This window comes from Allobosea sp. AAP35 (assembly GCF_001295925.1).
In the GTDB taxonomy this organism is placed as follows: domain Bacteria; phylum Pseudomonadota; class Alphaproteobacteria; order Rhizobiales; family Beijerinckiaceae; genus Allobosea.
Genome location: NZ_LJHQ01000021.1, coordinates 24,821 through 44,749, shown reverse-complemented (window position 1 = coordinate 44,749; position 19,929 = coordinate 24,821). Strand labels below are relative to the sequence as shown.

The following is a 19,929-nucleotide window of genomic DNA, read 5'->3' as shown; positions in this document are numbered from 1 at the left end:
ATTCATCCATGCGCATCGCCTGCCCCCATTGCGGCCCCCGGGACGTCCAGGAATTTTCCTATCTCGGCGATGCCAAGCCGCAGCGTCCCGACGGAATGGACGCAACCGAGGCCGCCATGGCCGACTATGTTCACCAGCGCGACAACCCTGCCGGCTCTCATCGCGAGCTCTGGTATCACGGCGCCGGCTGCCATGCCTGGCTGGTGGTAACACGCGACACACGCACGCATGCCATCGCCGCCGTCGAGACGATGGCGCAAGCCAGAGCGGGAGCCCCGGCATGAGCGCGTCGACGCAACCCTTCCGCCGGGACGATGGCGGGCTGATCGACCGGAATCGTCCGCTTTCGTTCCGCTTCGACGACCGTGCCTATCAGGGCTTCGACGGCGATACGCTGGCCTCCGCGCTGCTCGCCAATGGCATACGGCTGGTCGGCCGGTCGTTCAAATATCACCGCCCGCGCGGCATCCTCTCGGCCGGAGCGGAGGAGCCCAACGCGCTGGTCGAACTGAGGTCGGGCGCGCGGCGCGAACCCAACACCCGCGCCACCGTCACCGAGCTGTTCGAGGGCCTCGAAGCCCTCAGCCAGAACCGCTGGCCCTCGCTCGCCTTCGACCTGCTCTCGGTGAATTCGCTTTTAGGTCCGGCACTTCAGGCGGGTTTCTACTACAAGACCTTCATGTGGCCGGCCTCCTTTTGGGAGAAACTCTACGAGCCGCTGATCCGCCGCGCCGCCGGGCTCGGCCGGGCCGCCGGGCTGGAGGATCCCGACCATTACGAGAAGGCCTTCGCCTTCTGCGATGTGCTGGTCATCGGCGGCGGGCCGGCCGGAATCGCGGCGGCACTGGCGGCCGGCCGCAGCGGCGCCCGCGTCATCCTCTGCGACGAGGATGGCCGGTTCGGCGGCCGGCTGCTGGCGGAGAGGCGCGAGATCGACGGCCAACCGGCGGCAGTCTGGCTGAGCGCCGCGCTGGCGGAGCTTGCGAGCCTGCCCGACGTCACGATCATGCCGCGCAGCACGGTCTTCGGCGTCTACGACCATGGCGTCTATGGCGTGGTCGAGCGGGTCTCGGACCATCTGGCGGTGCCTCCGCCGCATCAACCAAGGCAGCGGAGCTGGCGCATCACGGCGCGGCGCGCGGTGCTGGCGGCGGGCGCGATCGAGCGGCCGATCGTGTTTGCCGGCAACGACACGCCAGGCGTCATGCTGGCCGGGGCCGTGAGGAGCTATCTCAACCGCTTCGGCGTGCTGCCGGGGCGCGAGGCGGTCGTCTTCACCGCGGGCGACGATGGCTGGACGACGGCCCGCGACCTCGCTGCGGCCGGCGTGCGCGTGGCGGCGGTCGTCGATCCGCGCTCGGGCATCGATCCCGCGCTGACCGGGCTCGCCGGCCGGATCGGGGCGCGGATCATCACCGGCGCCGTCGCGGCCGCCGCAGGCGGCCGGGCGCTCAGGGCTGTTACGGTGCGCGAGGCCTCCGGCCGTGAAGAGAGCATCGCCTGCGACCTGCTCGCCGTCTCGAACGGCTGGAATCCGACGCTGCACCTGACCTCCCACCAGAACACACGGCCGGTCTGGGACGAGGCGATCCACGCTTTCGTGCCAGGCACGATGCCCGTCGGACTGAGCGTCGCCGGCAGCGCGGCCGGGCGGTTCTCGCTGGCCGAGGCCTTGGCGGACGGTGCGAGGTTGGGCCGCGAGGCCGCTGCCGACATTGGCTTCGACAGCGCTGCGGAACCGGCGACGCCCATAACCGATCCCGAGGGTGTCGCGTTGTCGCCGGTCTGGCGGGTCAAGGGTGGGAAGGGCAAGGCCTTCGTCGATTTCCAGAACGACGTCACCGATGCCGATATCGAACTCGCCGCCCGTGAAGGCTTCAAGCCCGTCGAGCATCTCAAGCGCTACACCACGCTCGGCATGGCGACGGACCAGGGCAAGACGTCGAACATCGCCGGCCTCGCGATCATGGCCGAGCAGACCGGCCAGACGATCCCCCAGACCGGCACCACCATTTTCCGCCCGCCCTATACCCCGGTCGCGATCGGAGCCCTTGCCGGCCATCATCGCGGCCGCGACTTCCGGCCGACCCGGATGAGTCCGACCCATTCCTGGTCGCAGAGGCAGGGAGCGGTCTTTATCGAAGCCGGCGCCTGGATGCGGGCGCAGTACTATCCCCGCCCCGGCGAAACGGACTGGCTGACCAGCGTCAACCGCGAGGTGCTCGCGGTTCGCAACGGGGTGGGCCTTTGCGACGTTTCGACGCTCGGCAAGATCGACATCCAGGGTGCGGATGCCGCCGACTTCCTCGAGCGCGTCTACTGCAATGGCTTCAAGGCGCTGCAGGTCGGCAAGGCCCGCTACGGGCTGATGCTGCGCGAAGACGGCTTCGTCATGGATGACGGCACCACCTCGCGGCTGGGCGAAACCCATTTCCTGATGACCACCACGACGGCCAATGCCGGCAAGGTGATGCAGCATCTCGAATTCTGCCATCAGGTCCTGTGGCCGCGTCTCGATGTTCGCATGGTCTCGGTCTCCGAACACTGGGCACAGGCCGCGATCGCGGGGCCCAAGGCAAGGGCGGTCCTGCAGGGCGTCGTCGACGCCGAGCACGACATCTCCAACGAGGCCTTTCCCTATCTGGCGGCGCGGGCGGTGACGGTTGGCGGCGGCATTCCGGCCCGGCTCTTCCGGATCTCGTTCTCCGGAGAACTCGCCTATGAGCTCGCCGTCCCGGCCGGTTATGGCGAGGCAATGATGGACGCCGTGATGGCTGCGGGCTCGGCCCATGGCATCACGCCCTATGGCACCGAGGCGCTCGGGGTGATGCGGATTGAGAAAGGTCACGTCGCCGGCAACGAACTGAGCGGCCAGACCACGGCGCGCGACCTCGGGCTCGGCAAGATGATGTCCTCGAAGAAGGATTATCTGGGCCGGCTGATGGCGAGGCGCGAGGCGCTGGTCGAGGCCGAACGCCCTTGCTTGATCGGCTTCAGGCCGGTCGATCCCGCCCAGCGCCTGCGAGCGGGCGCCCATTTCATCGGAATCGGCAAGCCGGCGACGATGCAACATGACGAGGGCTACATGACCTCCGTCGCCTATTCGCCGGTGCTGGGCCACTGGATCGGGCTCGGGCTCCTGAAGAACGGGCCGCAGCGGATCGGCGAGCGCATCCGCGCGGTCGATCCGGTCCGCGAGGGCGATGTCGAGATCGAAATCTGCTCGCCCGTCTTCGTCGACCCGGAAGGAACGCGTCTCCATGGGTGAGATCGGCACGACATGGACAGCGCGCGGCGCCTGGAGCGGGATCGTCGCGCCGGGTGTGTTCAGCGCGAGCGGCGCGGGCGTCAATGTCCAGCTGCGCGAGGGGTTAGGCATCGCCAGCCTGATCGCCAGCCGAGAGCAGGAGCCGATGCTCGGACGCGCGCTCGAGAGCCGCCTCGGCCTCAGCCTGCCCACCGGGCCCTCGGCCGTCTCGTCGGCAAGCCACACGCTGGTCTGGGCAGGCGCCGGGCAGTGGCTTCTGGTGGCAGCATCCCGAGCGGGCGTTGCCGAGGACTGCGCCGGCTTGGCGGGATTGGCCGCCGTGGCGCTGCAGAGCGACGGACGCGCCGTCTTGACGCTCTCGGGCACGATGGCCCGCAAGACGCTAGCCAAGGGCTGCATGGTCGATCTGCACCCGCGGGCATTCCCGGTCGGGATGACGGCGCTGACGAGCATCGCCTATATCGGTGTCCAACTCTGGCGTTCGGAGGACGGCCCGGACGGCGCGGTCTACCAGATCATGGTTCCGCGCAGCATGGCCGGCAGCTTCTGGTCGTGGCTTTGCGCCTCTGGCATGGAGTTCGGATTGGTGGTCGCGACCGGGCAAGACTGACCTGACGAGGCGCGCAGCCAGCCACCCCAGCACGCCTGGGCTCGGTTGAAGCGCTGTGAGAGCCCGCAAAGCAGACGTCGAACGACATGTTGACCGGCAGGTCCTTCCGAACTGTCCCGCAACCTGCGGCAGTCCGGAGGAATGTCGTCCCAGAGCAATGAGGAACAGTCCAGGCCGCGATCGCGCAGACAGCTCAGCGTTTCGTCATCGATCTCGTCCGAGGGCTCGCTATTACCTGGCGGAACGAAACAGAGCACCCGATTGTCGGTGGAGAACGCTCACCGGGATCGTCTTCCTGCAATTCTACAACATCCTGGCGGATTCACTCGGGCTTGATCTCGTCGGACGGTTCTGGGGCCTGATCCTGGCGCATATCTTCTTCTGCACCCCCTATGCGATCGGCGCGGTCGGCTCGGTCATCACCACCGATCTCGATCGCAATGAGAACGCGGCCAGGATCGCCGGCACGACGGAATGGCGCGTGTGACCGGATGGCGTTATCAGCGGGACGGTCTGATCCGCTCTCCCCTTTGCTGCCGCCAACGACCGCAATTGGCCATGGCCGCCGCCCGCTGCAATTTTGCCATGACCGGATCCGGCGCGTTCGCGCTCCGGTACTCCGGGTGCCAGCCGACGACACAGTGACCATAATCAAATTCAGTCCCTCGAGGGGCAGCGGCTTATCTTTGGGCGTGCCAAACCGAGATGGTCGCGCAAGGTGGAGCCTGTGTACTCCTCGCGGAACAGACCGCGCCGCTGAAGCTCAGGGACGACCATCGAAACGAAGTTGTCCAGCCCCTCGGGAAGATGCGAGATGCGGATCATGAAGCCGTCTGTGGCGCCGGCACTGAACCACTCCTCCATGCGGTCCGCAATCGTCTTGGCCGAGCCGACGACTGCATTCATCCCGCCTCGCGAGGCGGCACAGGCCTCGTAGAGCTGGCGAACGGTGAGTTTCTGCTCGCCCATCGCCTGCTTCATCATCTCGAAATAGGATTTGGTGGCGTTGGTACTGGCCGGTAGCATCTCGTCGGGGATCGGTTCGTCGATGGGCAAGCCTCTCAAATCGACGTCGAGATCAACCGACAACATGGCGCGGCCGACATCAGGGTGGATCCTGGCCTGCAACGCGGCGAAGGCGTCCTGCGCCTGAGCGTCCGTCTCCCCCACGAACGGGTTCAGGGCGGTCAGCACGGCCAGTTCTTCCGGCGCGCGCCCATGCTTGGCCATGCGGCCCTTCAGATCCTTGTAATAGGCCAGCGCACTGGGAAGATCGCGGTCGACGCTGAAGACGACTTCCGAGGTTCGCGCCGCCAGCTCCTTGCCCGGCTCGGAGCCTCCCGCGCTGATGGCGACCGGGCGCCCCTGGGGCGCCCGGGGCGCGTTGAGCGGCCCCTTGACGCGGTAAAACTCGCCCTCGTGGTTGAGCGGGTGGCGCCGCTCGGGCAGAAAATGGATGCCGCTGGCGCGGTCGCGAATGAAGGCATCGTCGTCCCAGCTGTCCCAGAGCCCGTTGACGACGTCGACGAACTCATTGGCCCGGCGGTAGCGCAGCGCGTGATCCTCATGGGTGTCACGGCCGAAATTTGCAGCCGCGGGCGCATAGGCAGTCGTCACCACGTTCCAGCCGGTGCGGCCGCCGCTGATATGGTCGAGCGAGGCAAACATCCGCGCCGCGTTGTAGGGCTCGGAATAGGTCGACGAAATCGTAGCTGCCAACCCTATTCGGCTCGTCCCCGCGGCCAGCGCAGCCATCAGTGTCAGGGGCTCGAAGTGTGCGGTATAGGCGCATTGGCGCATGACCCCGGCCATGTCTCCGGTGCGCGAGGCCAGGGTGTCGGCCACGAAGAAGAAGTCGAGCTTGCCCTCTTCCGCCCGCCGGGCCAGCTCCAGGTAGAACGGAAAGCTGATCTCGCCACCCAGCGGAGTACCGGGATCGAGCCAGGCGGCGGGGTGAACCCCGACATCGCTGATCAGGACCCCGAGCTTCATCATCTTGTCGTCGCTCATGGATGGCGCTCCCCTGAAGCGGATCTTGGTCCGGTGAAAGGAAGTATATCGAGCCCCCCACGCGCGAGGTTGTCCAAGAGCGCAACCTCGGTTGAGGAAACTCGGAAGCTCTCGTCCGTGCGTGTCTGGTAGCTTCCCTCGAGCGGTCGTGGCGGATGACGACGGGGCTGCTTTGACATCCGGCGCCGCAAAAAGGCGACGTGTGAATCAGCCCGATCTGGAAGAGCTCCTGGCGTGACGCGCGCATCGACGATCGAACCACTGGACTTTCGCAATAGGATGGGCCGCTACGCCTCCGGCATCACGGTGATCGGCGGCCTCGTTGCCAACGAGCCGGTCGGCTTCACCTGCCAATCCTTCTACAGCGTCTCCAGTGCCCCTGCCCTGGTTTCGATTTGCGTCATGAACTCGTCCACCAGCTGGCCGCGGATCCGCTCTGTCGGGCGATTTTCCGTGAATGTCCTGGCCGAAGGCCAGGAGCATGTCTCGCACGGCTTCGCACGCTCCGGTGGGTGCAAATGGGGGGCCGTCGACTGGACGCTGTCGCCTGCTGGTAACCCATTGGTAGCGGGGTCCCTGATGTGGCTCGACTGCGACGTCTTTGCCGAGCACGAGGCCGGCGACCACCACATCATTATCGGAAAGGTCACGACCATGAGCCCCGCAGACTGGCACGAGAGCGGGACGCCCCTGCTCTATTTCAAAGGCACCTATCGTCATCTCCGGCATGATCCAACCAATGGAGCGGGACGCTGATGTCGACCGGGTTTGTACCGCCTCAAACTTTTCTCAGCGCGCCCTTCGGCCGTCCCACCCGGAACTCCCGTGCGGCGATCGTCGGCATCCCCTTCGACTGCGGCACCCATCCCGATCGGATCGGCTCGCGCATGGGTCCCGCCTCGATCCGCCAGATGTCGACGCATCTGCGCAGGTACGATCCACGCAACAACGTTGACGTCCTGGAGCGGCTGGGCCTCGTCGATTGCGGCGATGTCCCGGTGACACCGAGCCTGATTGAGGAATCGTTTGCGTCCATCGAAACCGGGATCGGTCAGATCGTCGCCGAGAATGTCGTCGCCGTGACCATGGGCGGCGATGGCGCGGTCACGCTGCCGCAGGTCCGCGCGCTGGCGCGCCATCATCGCGACCTCTGCATCGTCCATATCGACGCGCATACCGACGCCTATCCGATCCAGGGCTACAACACCGCGACCTCGTTTCGCCACATGGTGCAGGAGGGGCTGGTCGATGCGACGCGCTCGTTCCAAATCGGCATGCGGGGCCCAACCATGGTGCCCGGGGTCTATGAATTCTGCCACGAGCTCGGCTTCGGCATGATCACCATGCGGGAGCTGCGGGAGATCGGCTATCAGGCCGTGGCGCAGCGGGTCCTCGAGACCATTGGCAACCGGTCGGTCTATCTGTGCTTCGATATGGATTTTTTCGACCCATCCGTCGCGCCCGGCGTCTGCACACCCACCTGGGGCGGCTGTCAGGCCCATGAAGGCCTTGCGTTTTTGGAGATGCTCGCGCCGCTCGACAGCCGCATCCTGGACGTCAATACGGTCAGCCCACCGCATGACCAGGGCGGGATGACCGCTTTTCTGGCAGGCACAGTCATGTGGACATTCCTGGCCGGGTTGGCCGCCAAGACAGAATAAAGACAGCCTGGAAAAGACCGAATCTGATCGCGGCGCGAGCGCGCCGCGGTCAGGTCGGATTCAGGGCCTCTGGTCGAACCGGATCGCGCTGGCGACCCAATCCGCAACGAGCGCGTAGCTCTTCTCGCCGGTTTCGACCGTGGCGAGCTGCGGATCGCCGGTGATGCCGTCGACCATCCCCCGGAACTCGCCGCGGTCGAAGCGATAGCGCCCGATCGCCCCCCCGAGATAGGGCAGGAAGTCGCCATAGACCTCTGGCTCGACCGGAAGATTGGGATGGTAGGGCCGCGCCTCCTCCATGCGCACCAGATGCGGCGCCGTGGCGAGCATCCGGGCGGTTTCGCCCTCGCCGCCATGGCCTTGCGGCTTGTCCGACACCATCATTCCCTTGTAGCGCGGGCGGATGCCGATCAGCCAGTTGAGCGTGACAATGTTGGCCTGCGTCGTCTCGGTCAGCTCCTTGGCGACGATGTGCATGGCATATTCGCTCTCGACATTGGCCAGCAGCAGATAGATCCGGCGAAAGCCGTGGCCGATCAGCGAGCTGCAGACATCGTGCAGCAGCGCGCGCAGCGTATCGTTGGAGATGTTGATCGTGCCTGGCAGCGCCTGGGGCGACTCGCTGAGGAAGGGCGGCGGCCCGAACGGAATGGCGGGACCGACGATCAAGGGAATCCCCTCTTTGGCGAGCAGCGCCGCAGCGCGGCGGCACATGTCGAGCCCCTGATAGGTGTCGGTCGAGAGCGGCAGATGCGCGCCGTGCTGCTCCATCGCGCCCAGCGGCACGATCACCGGCATATTGGCCGCGACCGCCGCCGCGATGTCGGGTGACGTCATCTCGTCGAAAATGGGGACCTTGCGATGGTCGGTTTCAAGGCGCAGTGACATGGTCGATCTCCGGAATTCTGGCGGTCGGTAACGGGCTCAGGACTGTTCCTGCGCGGCGAACGCTTCCGCGATTTCCTGGCCCGTCGCGTACCAGACGTCGTCGAACTGGCGGGTGAAGGCGATGAAGCGGCGCAGAATTTCCATGCGCATCGGGCGGCCCGTGACCTGCGGATGCATGACGAGGACATAGACGCCGCCCCACTCGCGGATCACGCGGAACTCGTCCTGCCAGATGCCCAGGACGTGATCCGTGCCGAAGATCGGCCGGGGGAAGCGCAGATGGCTTGTCCCATAGCTCCAGTCGTCGAGCGAGGGATGCTCGGGCAGCTCGATGAGCCCCGGCGAGCCGTCCCTCAGCACATGGCGGTAGGGGTGGATATCGTCCTTGAAGCAGCTGTTGTAGAGGAAACCGCGCTGCGTCAGCAGTTCCAGAAGATAATGCGTCGACTCGCTGCCGGGCGGGCGATAGCCGACCGGCTTGACGCCGAAACGGCGCTGCATCGCCTCGAGGCCGCGATCGACCTCATCCAGCATCTGCCCCTCCTGGGCGGGGTCGGGCCAATAATGGACATAGCCGTGATGGCCGAGCTCATGGCCGTCGCGCACGATCGCCTCGACCTTGTCGGGGTGATTGTCTACTGTCCAACCCGGCGTGAAGAAGGTGCCCTTGAGGCCATCCGCGCGCAGCAGTTCGAGGATCTTGGGGATGCCGACCTTGGCGCCATAGCGACCCTGACTCAGCGTCGCGAGCTTGCCGGCATTCTCCGGCTCACGCGCCAGCCACAGCGATTCCGCGTCGAAATCGAAGGTCAGGCATACCGCACAGCGCTTGCCGCCGGGAAAGGTCATCGGCTTGCTGTCGGAGCCGCTCGTCTGGAGCACCATGCTGTTCCCCTGCTTCATCGTCATCGGATCCGGATCGCCATAGCGCGGCGACCCGGCTGGTCATCATGAGATCCGGGCCGCCGCGACACGGCGGCCGGGATCGGGGCTCAGGAAATCGCCTCGAGATACTGGTTCAGAACCGTCGCGCTGTTGGCGGCATACCATTCCGGATCGGCGGGGATCTGCATGGCGTAATTCTCCGGGCTGCCGGGATCCAGCGTCTTCATATCGGCCGGGACCATCGCTGCGGCGGCGGGATTGACCGGCCCGTTCCCAAGCAGTTTGAACAGCTCGACCTGGGAGGCGGGATCCTGCGTCGCGGCCATGAATTTGAAGACCTCCTTGCCGGCGGGGTTGCCGCGCGGGGTCAGCCACGCGCCGACCCAGGCGCTGGCCTGATTGTAGTGGAAATCGACCTTGCCGTTGGATTCGCGCTTGGCCACGAGGGCGCGGGTGTTGAAGACGCTGCCCATCACCACCTCGCGGTCGCGGAAGACCTGCTGGCTCTCCGCGCCGGTCGCCCAGAAGATCACGTCCTTCTTGATCGATTTGATCTTGTCGAGCGCGCGCTTGACGTCGAGCGGATAGAGCTTGTCGGGCGCCACGCCGTCGGCCAGCAATGCGGTCTCGAGCTGGCCGTCGATATGCTTGCGCATGGTGCGCTTGCCCGGGAAATCCTTGGTATTGTAGAAATCAGCCCAGGTCTTCGGGGTGCGGCCGCCGAAGGCATCGGTCTGATAGGCCAGGACGTTCGAGTAGATATAAGAGCCCAGGCCCCACTCGCCGGCATGTTCGGGGCGAACCTTGCTTTTGTCGACGATGCTGTAGTCGATCTTCTCGAGCAGGTTCTGGCGGCCGAGTTCCAGGGCCGCGATCAGGTTACGGTCCACGACATCCCAGGTCACCTTGCCGCTGTCGACCATCGCCTTGATCTTCGCCGAGCTCGGCCCGCTGCCGTCGATCACCGCCTTGAAGCCCGCGTTCTTGTTGAAGGGTACAGCCCAGGCCGCGGTCATCGCCGTCACCGCATCACCGCCCCAGTTGACGACGACGATCTCCTTGGCCTGCGCATGAGCAGGCGTCAGGCGAAACAGCGCGGGCGAGACGCCCAGCGCCGCAAGCGTCGACAAGAAGGCGCGTCGGTTCACCCGGCGTCCCTCGGTCTGCTGCCGCAGGAGCTCCAGGCAATCATCCTGGAAGGTTTGCGTGGCTCGGTTATCCATGTGCCATTCCCCTGTGTTGTTGGTTGTTGGTCAGACGTTCACGGCTCCACCGAAGCCGTTGCGAGGCGCGCCTGTCGGCGCGCGAGCAGGATCCGCGCCACCATCACGACGGCGGTCAGCACGATCAGGATGGCTGCGACCGCAGCGATGGCGGGATTGATGTTGTCCTGGATGCCGTCCCAGATCTTTCGGGGCAGCGTGTAGACGTTGCGGCTCGTCAGGAAGAGCGTCACGACGAGTTCGTCCCAGGACAGGGCAAAGGCGAAGACCGACCCCGCCAGCATCCCGGGCCGCGCGGCGGGAATGATGACCTTCCACAATGCCTGAAGCGCCGTTGCCCCGAGATTGCGGGCCGCCTGTTCCAGCCGCAGATCGACATTGGCCAGCGCCGCCGAGACGCTGATCACGACATAGGGCGTGCCTTTCATCGCATGCGCGATGATCAGGCCGGCATAGGTGTCGAGCAGGCCGAGTTGGGCCCAGACCTGATAGAAGCCGAGCGCGTGAACGATCGACGGCACGATCATTGGCGCCAGCATCGCCATGCGCACCAGTTCCGAGGCGCGCGTCGAGATCCGCCAGCAGGCGAGTGCCGTCATCGTTCCCAGAAGGATCGCCAGGAGGGTCGAGCCGGTGGCGACGATGAGGCTGTCCCCGATGCTCGAAATCCAGGTCAGGTCGTCGATCAGCGTCTGGTAGTGGCGCGACGACCAGGTCCCGTCCGGCAACGACAGATAGCGATGTGGCGTCACCGACACCGGAAACACCACCGCGAAGGGCAGCGTCAGGAACAGGATGGCCAGCCATGCCCCGAAGACGGTGAGACGGAAGGGCTTCGAGGGCGCGAGTTCCATCACTTCACCCCGAAGACTTTGCGCAGGTCGACGAAGATGCTCATCACCGCCAAGAGCGCGAAGATCGACAGCAGCAGCGTCGTCGCCAGCATCGAGCCAAGACCCCAGTTCAGCGTGTCGTTGATCTGCACGGCGATGTATTCGGAGATCATGAGGGTCTTGCCGCCGCCCAGCAGAGCCGGCGTCACGTAAAAACCGAGGGAGAAGATGAAAGTCAGGATGCCGGCGCTGATCAGCCCCGGCAGGCTCATCGGCAAATAGACCTTGAGAAAGGACTGGACCGGCCCGGCGCCGAGGCCTCGTGCCGCCGGCACGAGCCGCGGATCGATGCCCCGCATATTGGCGAAGAGCGGCAGGGCGGCATAGGGGATCATGTAGTGGACCATGCCGAGCACCACGCCGAACTCATTGCGGATGAGCGCCAGCGGTGCGTCGATGAGCCCGAAATCCATCAGCCAAGTGTTGATCACCCCACGGCTCTGCAGCAGCGTCAACCAGGCGAAAGCGCGGATCAGCACCGAGAGCCAGAACGACAGCAGCACGAAGAAGAGCAGGAGTTCGCCCCGCCAGCCGCGCAGATGGACCGCCGCATAGGCGATGGCGTAGCCGATGACGAGGGCCAGCATCGTGGTGAGGACGCAGATCCGAACGGTTGTCCAGATCACCCCTTGGATCGCGCTGCTGGTCAGCAGGCGCTCATAGTTCCCAAAGCCCGGCGTCGGAACGGTCACCGACAGCCAAAGCACGCGCGACAGGGGGTAGAGATACACGAAGGCGAGCACGACCAGCGGCGCCAGCAGCAACACCAGATAGACGCGGCGCGTCTGTGCGTCCATGTCAGCGGTCATCGGCAAGCACCACCGCTGCATCTTCGTTCCAGGACAGCCAGACATTGTCGCCTGGCGCCGGCTCGGCCGCACCCATGCCCGACGGCACGATCGCCTGCATCGGCCCCAGCGGGGTGGTGGCGCGGATATGGTAGTCCGCGCCCTCATAGGTCACGCGGATGATCTCGGCGGGCACCGCATTGGCGGCAGGCACCGGTTCCCCCAGCACCTGCAGCTTCTCGGGCCGTAACGCCAGCGACACAGTCCCGCCCAGCCCCGGTGCCGGAGCACCCGTCGGCAACGCCTGTCGCAACGACTGGCCGCCAGCGGCATAGGAGAAGTCCTGCCCGGACACCGACGAGACCGTGCCTTCGATGAAATTCGCCCGACCCAGGAAATCGGCCACGAACCGGGTTCTTGGCCCATTATAAAGCGCCTTGGGTGCGCCGCTCTGGACGATCCGACCGTGATTGATGATCACGATCTCGTCCGACATCGACAGCGCCTCCTCCTGATCATGCGTCACGAAAACGAAGGTTGTGCCCAGGCGCGCGTGGAGGTCGCGCAGCTCTTCCTGCAGGCCGGCGCGCAGCTTCTTGTCGAGCGCGCTCAGCGACTCGTCGAGCAGCAGCACCTTCGGATTGAAGATCAGCGCACGCGCCAGCGCGACGCGCTGCTGCTGGCCGCCGGACAGTTCGCGCGGATATCTCCCACCAAGGCTTTGCAGATGCACGAGTTCGAGCATCCGCTTGACCTCCTGCGCCACGGTCTCGCGCGCCACGCCCCTGATCTTCAGCGGGAAGGCGAGGTTTTCCGCCACCGTCATGTTCGGAAAGAGCGCGTAGCCCTGGAAGACCATGCCGAATTCACGCCGCTCGGGCGGTTCGTTCGTGATGTCGCGCCCGCCCGCGAGGATGCGTCCGGCGGTCGCCCGGGCAAAGCCGGCGATCATCATCAGCAACGTCGTCTTGCCGGAGCCCGAGGGGCCCAGAAGCGTGACGAAGCGTCCCGCTGGAATGTCGAGCGACACGTCATCGACGGCCAGGTGGCGGCCGTAGCTCTTGGTCACGTGCTCGAGGGTGATGGACGCGGACATGCGAGATGGTCAGCCTGGGGACGAGGAATCGGAAACGGGACGGGCAGCGGCTGGCAGGGCGTACAAGATCATCGCCCCCTCCCCGAGCGCGACGCCATGTAGCGTTCGATCACCGTGATCATGCGGCCGCGCGTCATCGGGTCGTTGTGGCCACCAAAGACTTCGACCACGGGGAGCCGCTTGAGGCGCTCCATCGTCGGGAGATAGGCCGAGATGCTGGCGCCGGGGCCGGTATCGACGATGACGCCATCGTAAAGCGCATCCCCCGTGAAGAGCCAGCCGGTGGCCGCCTCCCACAGGCCGATGCTCCCGGGCGAATGACCGGGAAGGTGCAGAACCTCGAAGTGCCTGTCGCCGAGATCGACGATGTCACCATCGTCGACGAGACGCGTCGGCGCGACCGCATCCCGCCCGTAGCCGTCGACGTCAAAATCAGCATAGGGCAGTGCATCGACCATGTACTCCGGCAGTTCGATGCCCGAACGCCGGAGCGCCTCGATCTGTTCGGGCGCCCGCTTGGGAAAACGCAGGCCCTTCACCCCCGGCTGCCGCAATTCTTCGGCTTCGAGCGGGTGGATGAGGATGTCGAGATCGGCGAATTCGGGGTGAGCACCGACATGGTCGCTGTGGGCATGCGTCGTGAACACGGTCAAAGGGCGCGACGACAGCGTGGCGATGAGAGGCCGCAGCGGCGCGATGCCCATGCCCGTATCGATTAGAAGATCGCGCTCGGTCCCCAGCACGAGGAAGCAGTTGGCGCGCACCATGCGATGGCAACAGGGCTCGGTGATCCGAAACAGATCGGACCGCAGCCGGGTAACCGAATACCATGATGATTGGACGGGCCATTCCATGGCTTAGCCCCTCACGGGCGCGGCATCGCGCCTTGCCAATGCCGCGAGCGCGAGCAGGCTGAAGATCGTGAACAGCATCTGCGCGCCCGCCTGCGCCGTGTTGGTCGTGGCATCGTATTGCGGCGCCACCTCGACCACGTCGCCACCGACGAAGTCGATGCCGCCCAGCCCGCGCAGCAGCATCAGCGCCTGCAGCGAGGTCAGTCCACCAATCTCGGGCGTGCCGGTGCCCGGCGCGAAGGCGGGATCCAGGCTGTCGATATCGAAGCTGAGATAGGTCGGCCCGTCCCCGACGATGCGACGCGCTTGGGCCACGATCGCATCCACGCCCTGGCGCGCGAACTCGTCGGCGTGGATCACCGTCATCCCGGAGTCGTGGGAAAACTCCCACAGATACTCCGCGCCGCCGCGAATGCCGATCTGCACGGTCCTGCGCGGGTCGAGCACCCCGTCGAGCACCGCCTGCCGGAACGGTCCACCATGGTGGAAGCGCGATCCTTCATAGGGCCCGCTGGTGTCGCAATGCGCGTCGATATGAACCATGCCGACCGGCCGATCGCGCCCGACGGCGCGTAGGATCGACTGCGTGATCGAGTGATCGCCGCCCACTGATAGCGGAACCACGCCGGCCGCGACGATGGACTGCAGATGCGCCTCGATGTCGGCATGGCAACTCTCGAGGTCGAACCGACTGCGAAAGGGCACATCGCCGATATCGGCGGCGTTGACCAGGGTCGTCGGCGCAATGCCCAGCCCATGCTCGAAGGGCCCGATCCGCTCGACCTGGCGGACGGCGCGGGGGCCGAGGCGGCAGCCCGCGCGGTTGGTCACCCCCAAATCCATCGGGATACCGAGAACGGCGATGTCGAGCTCGGCGAAGCCTGCCGCTGCCAGACCGTCGGCCAGATAGGGGAGCCCCATGAAGGTCGCGATGTCCGAATACGGCAGTTTGCGCCGCTCGCCCTGGAATTGCCCCTCGGCAACCCGACGGAATGTGGCATCATGAATGTCACCACCACCAGACGCCGCATATTTCGCGCGCAGCCGGTCCAGTTCGCTCGAATCACTCACAAGAGACCTCTCGTCCAGTCGTCCGTGTCCAGGCGAACCGCCACATGGCACATCGATTGCTTCGGTGCCGTGGCTAGGTTCGCCGCAGGGGCCGCCGCTGGCGAGTGCCTTCGTAGAAACCAAACTTTCGGGAGGGACTAACTTGACCACACCCACCGGAATTACTCCCGTCGCCGATTTCGATCTGCGCCTGCTGCGGGTCTTCAAAACCATTGTCGAGGAGGGCGGCCTCAAGGCCGCCCAGGCGGCGCTTGATGTGAGCCTGCCGACGATCAGCAAGCAGCTCTCCGATCTCGAGGCGCGCTTCGGCGCGCGGCTTTGCCAACGCGGCTCGCGGCAGTTCGAGCTGACGCCGCAAGGCGAGCTGATCTACAAGGCCGCGGTCGAGATGTTCGCCGGGATCGAACAGTTCCAGCGCGAAGCCGACCAGATCCGGGGCGGCCAGCGCGGCGAATTGCGCATCGGCATCATCGACAACACGATCTCGGATCCCAACTGCCCGCTGGTCGGAGCGCTGCAGAGCCTGCAGGGCGTCGATCTGCATCTGAGACTGGCGGTGCTTGACCCCGACAGCGTGCAGCAACGTGTCGCCGACGGGCGGCTCGATGTCGGGCTGGTACCGCTCTACAAGAAATGGCCCGGGCTGGAATACCGGACGCTCTACGCCGAGCGCATGTATCTCTATTGCGGCCGCGGTCATGTGCTGTTCGACTGCGACAACGAGCCCGACGAACGCGAACTGGCGACCTACCCCTTCGTCGAACATGGCTATGTCGACGGCCGAGACCTTGAAGGCTTCACCGCACCCGCCAAGACAGGCGCGACGGCCTGGCAGGTCGAGGCCGTCGCGATCCTGCTGATGACCGGCCGGTTCCTGGGCTATCTGCCGCGCCATTACGCCGCCTCGCTGGAGCAGCAGGGCAAGCTGCGGCGGTTGCTGAGCGCCAACAGCGGCTATCAGTCGAGCGTCGCCGTCGTGTTCAAGGCCGGAACGCAGCAATCGCGCCCGCTCAAGCGGCTGCTCTCCGCGTTGCAGGAGGCCTGCCTGGGTCATAACGCTTCACGGCCGGAGCCGCTTCACGAAAGCCTCGCCACGGCTGGCACGACGCGCTGACATCCCCTTAGCGGGGCGCGCGCGTGGCCCGACCTCTGGAAACACACCCGTCGGTGGTCGGGCTCCTAGCCTTACTGATGCAGCGGGCCGTAATCCACCCGCTGGGTCCGGCCCTTATTTCCGGCGGATTGGACGATGGCGTCCAGCACGGCAACGTTGCGCGCGCCCTGCACGCCGCAAACGGCCGGTGCCCCGGCGCCCCGAATGGCCTTGGCGAAGCGTTCCAACTGAAGCGCCAGAGTGTCGATGAAGGGGATCGGGCGATCCTCGACCTCGCCCAGGCGGTTTGTGAGGGAAAAACGCGGGCGATCGGATGGGCTGTCGGGCTTGGTGCCGACCACCGCAACGGTCGCCTGCGTGCCGTGCACGACGAAACGGTTCGTATAGGGCGCGCTGTAGAGGCAAATAAGACTGGCCGAGAGACCGCTGGCGAATGTCAGCTGCGCCGTGGCGACGTCGTCCATGGGCACCGCTGTGCCGCGATGCGCAAACTGCGCTGAGACCGTATCGACCGTCCCGAACAGATGATGAAACCAGTCGATGACGTGCACGCCCAGCACTGTCATCGCGCCTCCCGGGCATTGGTCGGCGGATGTACGCCAATGCCCCGGCGGCAGAGCCGAGGCTTCCGCCGTCGAAAAATGGGCCTCGACATGGAGCAAGCGTCCCAGCGCGTCACTATCGACGATCTGTTTCAGCATCGCGACCTGCGCCAGGAGCCTGCGGTTGTGGCCGACTGCCAAAACGATCGAGCCGGCGCTCGCAGCCTCAACGGCCACCAGCGCATCAAGCAGGGTCGTGCTGAGCGGCTTTTCGACCAGGACATGCTTGCCGGCGGCCGCAGCCGCGACGATCTGGCCGACATGCATCAGATGCGGCGTCGCCAGCACGATGGCCTCCACTGCCGGATCAGAGAGGATTTCGGTGAAGTCGGCGGTGACCGCGCAGCCAAAGCGGTTGTTAAACGCAACCCGTTCTGGCTCATCCAGGCCGCAGCCCCGCACCACCGTGATCTGCCCGCCGGTACGGCTGGCCGCTTCGGCGAGTTCGGTGCCCCACCAGCCCGTGCCTACGAAAGCCGTTTTGATGGATTCTGACATTTGACAGACCAAAAGCCCCAAGCGAGGTGAGCCCGCCGAAACTCAGACGCTTTGTAATTGGGATCGCACACGCGGTTGTTCGCGGATTACCCTAAGCCGCTGATGGATGCAAAGATGGTGAGAAAAAAGGACATTGTTGAAGCACATCGGATTCGGAGGGCGGCCGGTAGGCGCTGTCCAGCGTATGGTGCGCCCGCCGGATCACATCCTGATGGATTCAAAAACGACCTCGTGAAAAGAGCCTGGAGCTGCTCTCCAGAAACCCAGGCGTCGGGGCTGCTCACGTCATTTGTTCAAAGACCGCATCGAGTTGCGCTGCGATATACCGCGCAGAGATATGATGGGATGCAACCGACACGTGCCAGCCCCTGTGCCAGACAGATGTGTCATACCTCTGTGCCATATTGGCCGGAGCTAACGCCCAACCAGAGACAGTTCGGTAGCAATTTCAGGGACTTAAGTACCGTAGCCACCAAAGTGGCTGGGGGACTAGGATTCGAACCTAGACAACCAGAGTCAGAGTCTGGGGTCCTACCGTTAGACGATCCCCCAACAGCGAGGGGCGCGGTGGCTGCGCTCGCCTTGGTGTCGCGGGGTCTACTCAAAGCTTTGCCGAATGGCAAGCCCGGAATGCAGCGAAGATGCGAGGCGTCTCCGCGGCGGGCTGACATCGCCACGCGGGACTTTCGGGGCCACCTGCACCACCTATACGGTCAGGTGCCTGGCCGGGCCCGGGTCCGCCCCGCTCGAAGTCCTACCCCCACCCGCGCAGTTCGGCCGCGCCAGAGCCCAATGCCGCCTCGGTCGCCGGTCCGGGCTCCGATCCCTTACACCGGGCTCAGCGTCCGTCGCACGGCGTCGCGCCAGCCCGCGATCTTGCGCTGGCGCTCGCTTGCCGCCATGCCGGGCGTGAAGCGTCGCTCCAGCCGCCAGAGATCGGCAAAGCGCTCGGGTTCGGGCAGAAGCCCCGCGTCGAGCCCAGCGAGATAGGCCGCGCCCAGCGCCGTGGTCTCGCGCAGGCTCGGCCGGTCGACGGCCAAGTCGAGCAGATCGGCCAGACGCTGCATCGTCCAGTCGGAGGCCGCCATGCCGCCATCGACGCGTAAGACGGAGCGGGCCTGCCCGTGTCTCGCTGCATGCCCCGCTTGATGCCCGTCGCCTTGCCCGGCCCCCTGCCCTGCGGCCGCGCCGGACTGCGCCCAGTCGGCATGCATCGCCTCGATCAGGTCGAGCGTCTGGTAGCAGACGCTTTCCAGCGTGGCCTTGGCGAATTCGCGCGGGCCGCTGTTGCGGGTCAGCCCGAAGATCGCGCCGCGCGCTTGCGCGTCCCAATGTGGCGCGCCGAGCCCCACAAAAGCCGGCACCAGATAGACCTCCTGCGTCGGGTCGGCGGCTCGCGCCAGCGGGCCGGTTTCGGCCGCGTCCTGGATGATGCCCAGCCCGTCGCGCAGCCATTGCACGGCCGCGCCCGCGATGAAGATCGAGCCCTCCAGCGCATAGGTCCGCTGGCCGCCGAGCTGGTAGGCGATGGTGCCGAGCAGCCGGTGCTGCGAGGCCACCGGCGTCGCGCCTGTGTTCAGCAGGGCAAAGCAGCCGGTACCATAGGTCGATTTCACCATGCCGGGCGAAAAGCAGGCCTGGCCGATCATGGCCGCCTGCTGGTCGCCGGCGATGCCGCGCACCGGAATGGCGCCACCAAACAGCTCGGGATCCGTCTGCCCGAACAGCCCGGCGCAGTCCTTGACCTCCGGCAGCAGGGCTGCGGGAATGTCGAACAGGGCGAGCAGTTCCTCGTCCCAGACCCCGTTGTGGATGTTGAAGATGAGGCTGCGCGAGGCGTTGGTGGCGTCGGTGGCATGGACCGCCCCGCCGGTCAGCCGCCAGAGCAGGAAGCTGTCGATCGTGCCGAAGGCGAGTTCGCCGGCTTCAGCGCGGCGCCTGGCCCCGGGCACATTGTCGAGCAGCCAGGCGATCTTGGTCGCCGAAAAATAGGGATCGATCCGCAAGCCGGTGCGCGCGGCGATCAAGGCCTCGTGGCCGGCCGCAATGAGCCCGGCGCAGGCCGGCGCCGTGCGCCGATCCTGCCAGACGATGGCGCGGTGAATGGCCCGGCCGGTCTTGCGGTCCCAGATCAGCGTGGTCTCGCGCTGGTTGGTGATGCCGATCGCGGCGATCGCTTCAGACGCCAGACCCGCCTTGGCGATGGCGTCGCGGCAGGTGGCCAGCACGCTCTCCCAGATGTCCTCCGGCTCATGCTCGACCCAGCCCGACGCCGGGAAATGCTGCGGGAATTCGCGCTGGGCACTGGCCACCGGGTTGAGACCCGAATCGAAGACCAGGGCCCGCGACGAGGTCGTGCCCTGGTCGATCGCGAGGATATGGCGGGCTTGAGGCATGGCGGCGCTCCATCACTGTGGCTGGCGAGGCCGCTCGGACGGGCTCGGACGGGCTCGGACGGGAGACTGGCC

At 65.9% G+C, this 19,929-nt stretch carries 18 protein-coding genes and 1 tRNA gene; 7 read left to right on the top strand and 12 right to left on the bottom strand.

Going from position 1 to position 19,929, the window contains the following annotated elements; all coding sequences use genetic code 11:
* Positions 1 to 8 precede the first annotated feature (8 nt).
* The 4 genes from IP69_RS08855 to IP69_RS08840 all read left to right on the top strand — a co-directional run bounded on the left by IP69_RS08855 (position 9) and on the right by IP69_RS08840 (position 4,365).
* On the top strand, positions 9 to 284 hold the full coding sequence (locus IP69_RS08855; RefSeq protein WP_054142458.1) for a sarcosine oxidase subunit delta: 276 nt from the start codon (positions 9 to 11) through the stop codon (positions 282 to 284).
* Positions 281 to 3,268, top strand: a complete 2,988-nt coding sequence (locus IP69_RS08850) for a sarcosine oxidase subunit alpha family protein (protein WP_054142457.1) — start codon at positions 281 to 283, stop codon at positions 3,266 to 3,268. Before IP69_RS08855 ends, IP69_RS08850 begins: the two co-directional genes overlap by 4 nt.
* Positions 3,261 to 3,878: a sarcosine oxidase subunit gamma family protein gene (locus tag IP69_RS08845; protein WP_054142456.1), complete on the top strand. Its 618-nt coding sequence runs from the start codon at positions 3,261 to 3,263 to the stop codon at positions 3,876 to 3,878. The genes IP69_RS08850 and IP69_RS08845 overlap by 8 nt, the downstream gene beginning before the upstream one ends.
* Positions 3,879 to 4,035: 157 nt before the next feature.
* The gene (locus tag IP69_RS08840; protein WP_054142455.1) at positions 4,036 to 4,365 is read left to right on the top strand and encodes a hypothetical protein; all 330 of its coding nucleotides are present in this window, start codon (positions 4,036 to 4,038) and stop codon (positions 4,363 to 4,365) included.
* A 170-nt stretch (positions 4,366 to 4,535) separates the two neighbouring features.
* Here IP69_RS08840 and IP69_RS08835 read toward each other — a convergent pair whose 3' ends face one another.
* Positions 4,536 to 5,888, bottom strand: a complete 1,353-nt coding sequence (locus tag IP69_RS08835) for an LLM class flavin-dependent oxidoreductase (RefSeq protein WP_054142454.1) — start codon at positions 5,886 to 5,888, stop codon at positions 4,536 to 4,538.
* Positions 5,889 to 6,122: 234 nt separating this feature from the next.
* On the opposite strand from IP69_RS08835, the gene IP69_RS08830 reads away from it, so the two are divergent.
* Both IP69_RS08830 and IP69_RS08825 read left to right on the top strand, forming a co-directional pair.
* Positions 6,123 to 6,644, top strand: coding sequence for a flavin reductase family protein (locus tag IP69_RS08830; RefSeq protein WP_054142453.1), 522 nt, complete (start codon positions 6,123 to 6,125; stop codon positions 6,642 to 6,644).
* A complete protein-coding gene (locus tag IP69_RS08825; protein ID WP_054142452.1) occupies positions 6,644 to 7,549 on the top strand; it encodes an arginase family protein in 906 nt (301 codons plus the stop codon). The genes IP69_RS08830 and IP69_RS08825 overlap by 1 nt, the downstream gene beginning before the upstream one ends.
* 60 nt (positions 7,550 to 7,609) lie before the next feature.
* Here IP69_RS08825 and IP69_RS08820 read toward each other — a convergent pair whose 3' ends face one another.
* The 8 genes from IP69_RS08820 to speB form a co-directional block, all read right to left on the bottom strand.
* A complete protein-coding gene (locus tag IP69_RS08820) occupies positions 7,610 to 8,437 on the bottom strand; it encodes a creatininase family protein (protein WP_054142451.1) in 828 nt (275 codons plus the stop codon).
* Between the two features lie 36 nt (positions 8,438 to 8,473).
* Entirely contained in the window at positions 8,474 to 9,340 is an 867-nt protein-coding gene (locus IP69_RS08815; protein ID WP_248306772.1) for a polysaccharide deacetylase, read from the bottom strand.
* Positions 9,341 to 9,429: 89 nt separating this feature from the next.
* Positions 9,430 to 10,545: an ABC transporter substrate-binding protein gene (locus IP69_RS08810; protein WP_054142450.1), complete on the bottom strand. Its 1,116-nt coding sequence runs from the start codon at positions 10,543 to 10,545 to the stop codon at positions 9,430 to 9,432.
* Between the two features lie 38 nt (positions 10,546 to 10,583).
* Positions 10,584 to 11,399: an ABC transporter permease gene (locus IP69_RS08805; RefSeq protein WP_054142449.1), complete on the bottom strand. Its 816-nt coding sequence runs from the start codon at positions 11,397 to 11,399 to the stop codon at positions 10,584 to 10,586.
* Positions 11,399 to 12,235: an ABC transporter permease gene (locus IP69_RS08800; protein ID WP_054142448.1), complete on the bottom strand. Its 837-nt coding sequence runs from the start codon at positions 12,233 to 12,235 to the stop codon at positions 11,399 to 11,401. The genes IP69_RS08805 and IP69_RS08800 overlap by 1 nt, the downstream gene beginning before the upstream one ends.
* A 1-nt stretch (position 12,236) precedes the next feature.
* On the bottom strand, positions 12,237 to 13,322 hold the full coding sequence (locus IP69_RS08795; RefSeq protein WP_054142447.1) for an ABC transporter ATP-binding protein: 1,086 nt from the start codon (positions 13,320 to 13,322) through the stop codon (positions 12,237 to 12,239).
* 68 nt (positions 13,323 to 13,390) lie between these two features.
* Entirely contained in the window at positions 13,391 to 14,176 is a 786-nt protein-coding gene (locus IP69_RS08790) for an MBL fold metallo-hydrolase (protein WP_082359165.1), read from the bottom strand.
* Between the two features lie 3 nt (positions 14,177 to 14,179).
* Complete coding sequence (gene speB / locus IP69_RS08785; RefSeq protein ID WP_054142445.1) at positions 14,180 to 15,247, bottom strand: agmatinase; 1,068 nt, start codon at positions 15,245 to 15,247, stop codon at positions 14,180 to 14,182.
* Between the two features lie 142 nt (positions 15,248 to 15,389).
* On the opposite strand from speB, the gene IP69_RS08780 reads away from it, so the two are divergent.
* Positions 15,390 to 16,361 (top strand): LysR family transcriptional regulator, encoded by a 972-nt coding sequence (locus IP69_RS08780; protein ID WP_054142444.1) that lies wholly within the window; start codon positions 15,390 to 15,392, stop codon positions 16,359 to 16,361.
* Positions 16,362 to 16,432: 71 nt separating this feature from the next.
* On the opposite strand, the gene IP69_RS08775 is transcribed toward IP69_RS08780, so the two are convergent.
* From IP69_RS08775 to glpK, 3 genes are all read right to left on the bottom strand, one after another.
* Positions 16,433 to 17,461, bottom strand: coding sequence for a Gfo/Idh/MocA family oxidoreductase (locus IP69_RS08775; RefSeq protein WP_054142443.1), 1,029 nt, complete (start codon positions 17,459 to 17,461; stop codon positions 16,433 to 16,435).
* A 478-nt stretch (positions 17,462 to 17,939) separates the two neighbouring features.
* A tRNA-Gln gene (locus tag IP69_RS08770) sits at positions 17,940 to 18,013 on the bottom strand.
* Positions 18,014 to 18,288: 275 nt separating this feature from the next.
* Positions 18,289 to 19,857 carry a glycerol kinase GlpK gene (glpK, locus tag IP69_RS08765; RefSeq protein ID WP_054142442.1) on the bottom strand — a complete coding sequence of 523 codons (1,569 nt, stop codon included), beginning with the start codon at positions 19,855 to 19,857 and terminating at the stop codon, positions 18,289 to 18,291.
* Positions 19,858 to 19,929 lie beyond the last annotated feature (72 nt).

Excerpts from the sequence above, each read along its gene's own strand:
- IP69_RS08820 (WP_054142451.1), bottom strand. The coding sequence starts at position 8,437 with ATGTCACTGCGCCTTGAAACCGACCATCGCAAGGTCCCCATTTTCGAC.
- IP69_RS08835 (WP_054142454.1), bottom strand. The coding sequence starts at position 5,888 with ATGAGCGACGACAAGATGATGAAGCTCGGGGTCCTGATCAGCGATGTC.
- IP69_RS08790 (WP_082359165.1), bottom strand. The coding sequence starts at position 14,176 with ATGGAATGGCCCGTCCAATCATCATGGTATTCGGTTACCCGGCTGCGG.
- IP69_RS08840 (WP_054142455.1), top strand. The coding sequence starts at position 4,036 with ATGAGGAACAGTCCAGGCCGCGATCGCGCAGACAGCTCAGCGTTTCGT.
- IP69_RS08850 (WP_054142457.1), top strand. The coding sequence starts at position 281 with ATGAGCGCGTCGACGCAACCCTTCCGCCGGGACGATGGCGGGCTGATC.
- IP69_RS08800 (WP_054142448.1), bottom strand. The coding sequence starts at position 12,235 with ATGGACGCACAGACGCGCCGCGTCTATCTGGTGTTGCTGCTGGCGCCG.
- IP69_RS08825 (WP_054142452.1), top strand. The coding sequence starts at position 6,644 with ATGTCGACCGGGTTTGTACCGCCTCAAACTTTTCTCAGCGCGCCCTTC.
- IP69_RS08805 (WP_054142449.1), bottom strand. The coding sequence starts at position 11,399 with ATGGAACTCGCGCCCTCGAAGCCCTTCCGTCTCACCGTCTTCGGGGCA.
- IP69_RS08795 (WP_054142447.1), bottom strand. The coding sequence starts at position 13,322 with ATGTCCGCGTCCATCACCCTCGAGCACGTGACCAAGAGCTACGGCCGC.
- IP69_RS08815 (WP_248306772.1), bottom strand. The coding sequence starts at position 9,340 with ATGAAGCAGGGGAACAGCATGGTGCTCCAGACGAGCGGCTCCGACAGC.
- glpK (WP_054142442.1), bottom strand. The coding sequence starts at position 19,857 with ATGCCTCAAGCCCGCCATATCCTCGCGATCGACCAGGGCACGACCTCG.
- IP69_RS08845 (WP_054142456.1), top strand. The coding sequence starts at position 3,261 with ATGGGTGAGATCGGCACGACATGGACAGCGCGCGGCGCCTGGAGCGGG.
- IP69_RS08810 (WP_054142450.1), bottom strand. The coding sequence starts at position 10,545 with ATGGATAACCGAGCCACGCAAACCTTCCAGGATGATTGCCTGGAGCTC.
- IP69_RS08855 (WP_054142458.1), top strand. The coding sequence starts at position 9 with ATGCGCATCGCCTGCCCCCATTGCGGCCCCCGGGACGTCCAGGAATTT.
- IP69_RS08775 (WP_054142443.1), bottom strand. The coding sequence starts at position 17,461 with ATGTCAGAATCCATCAAAACGGCTTTCGTAGGCACGGGCTGGTGGGGC.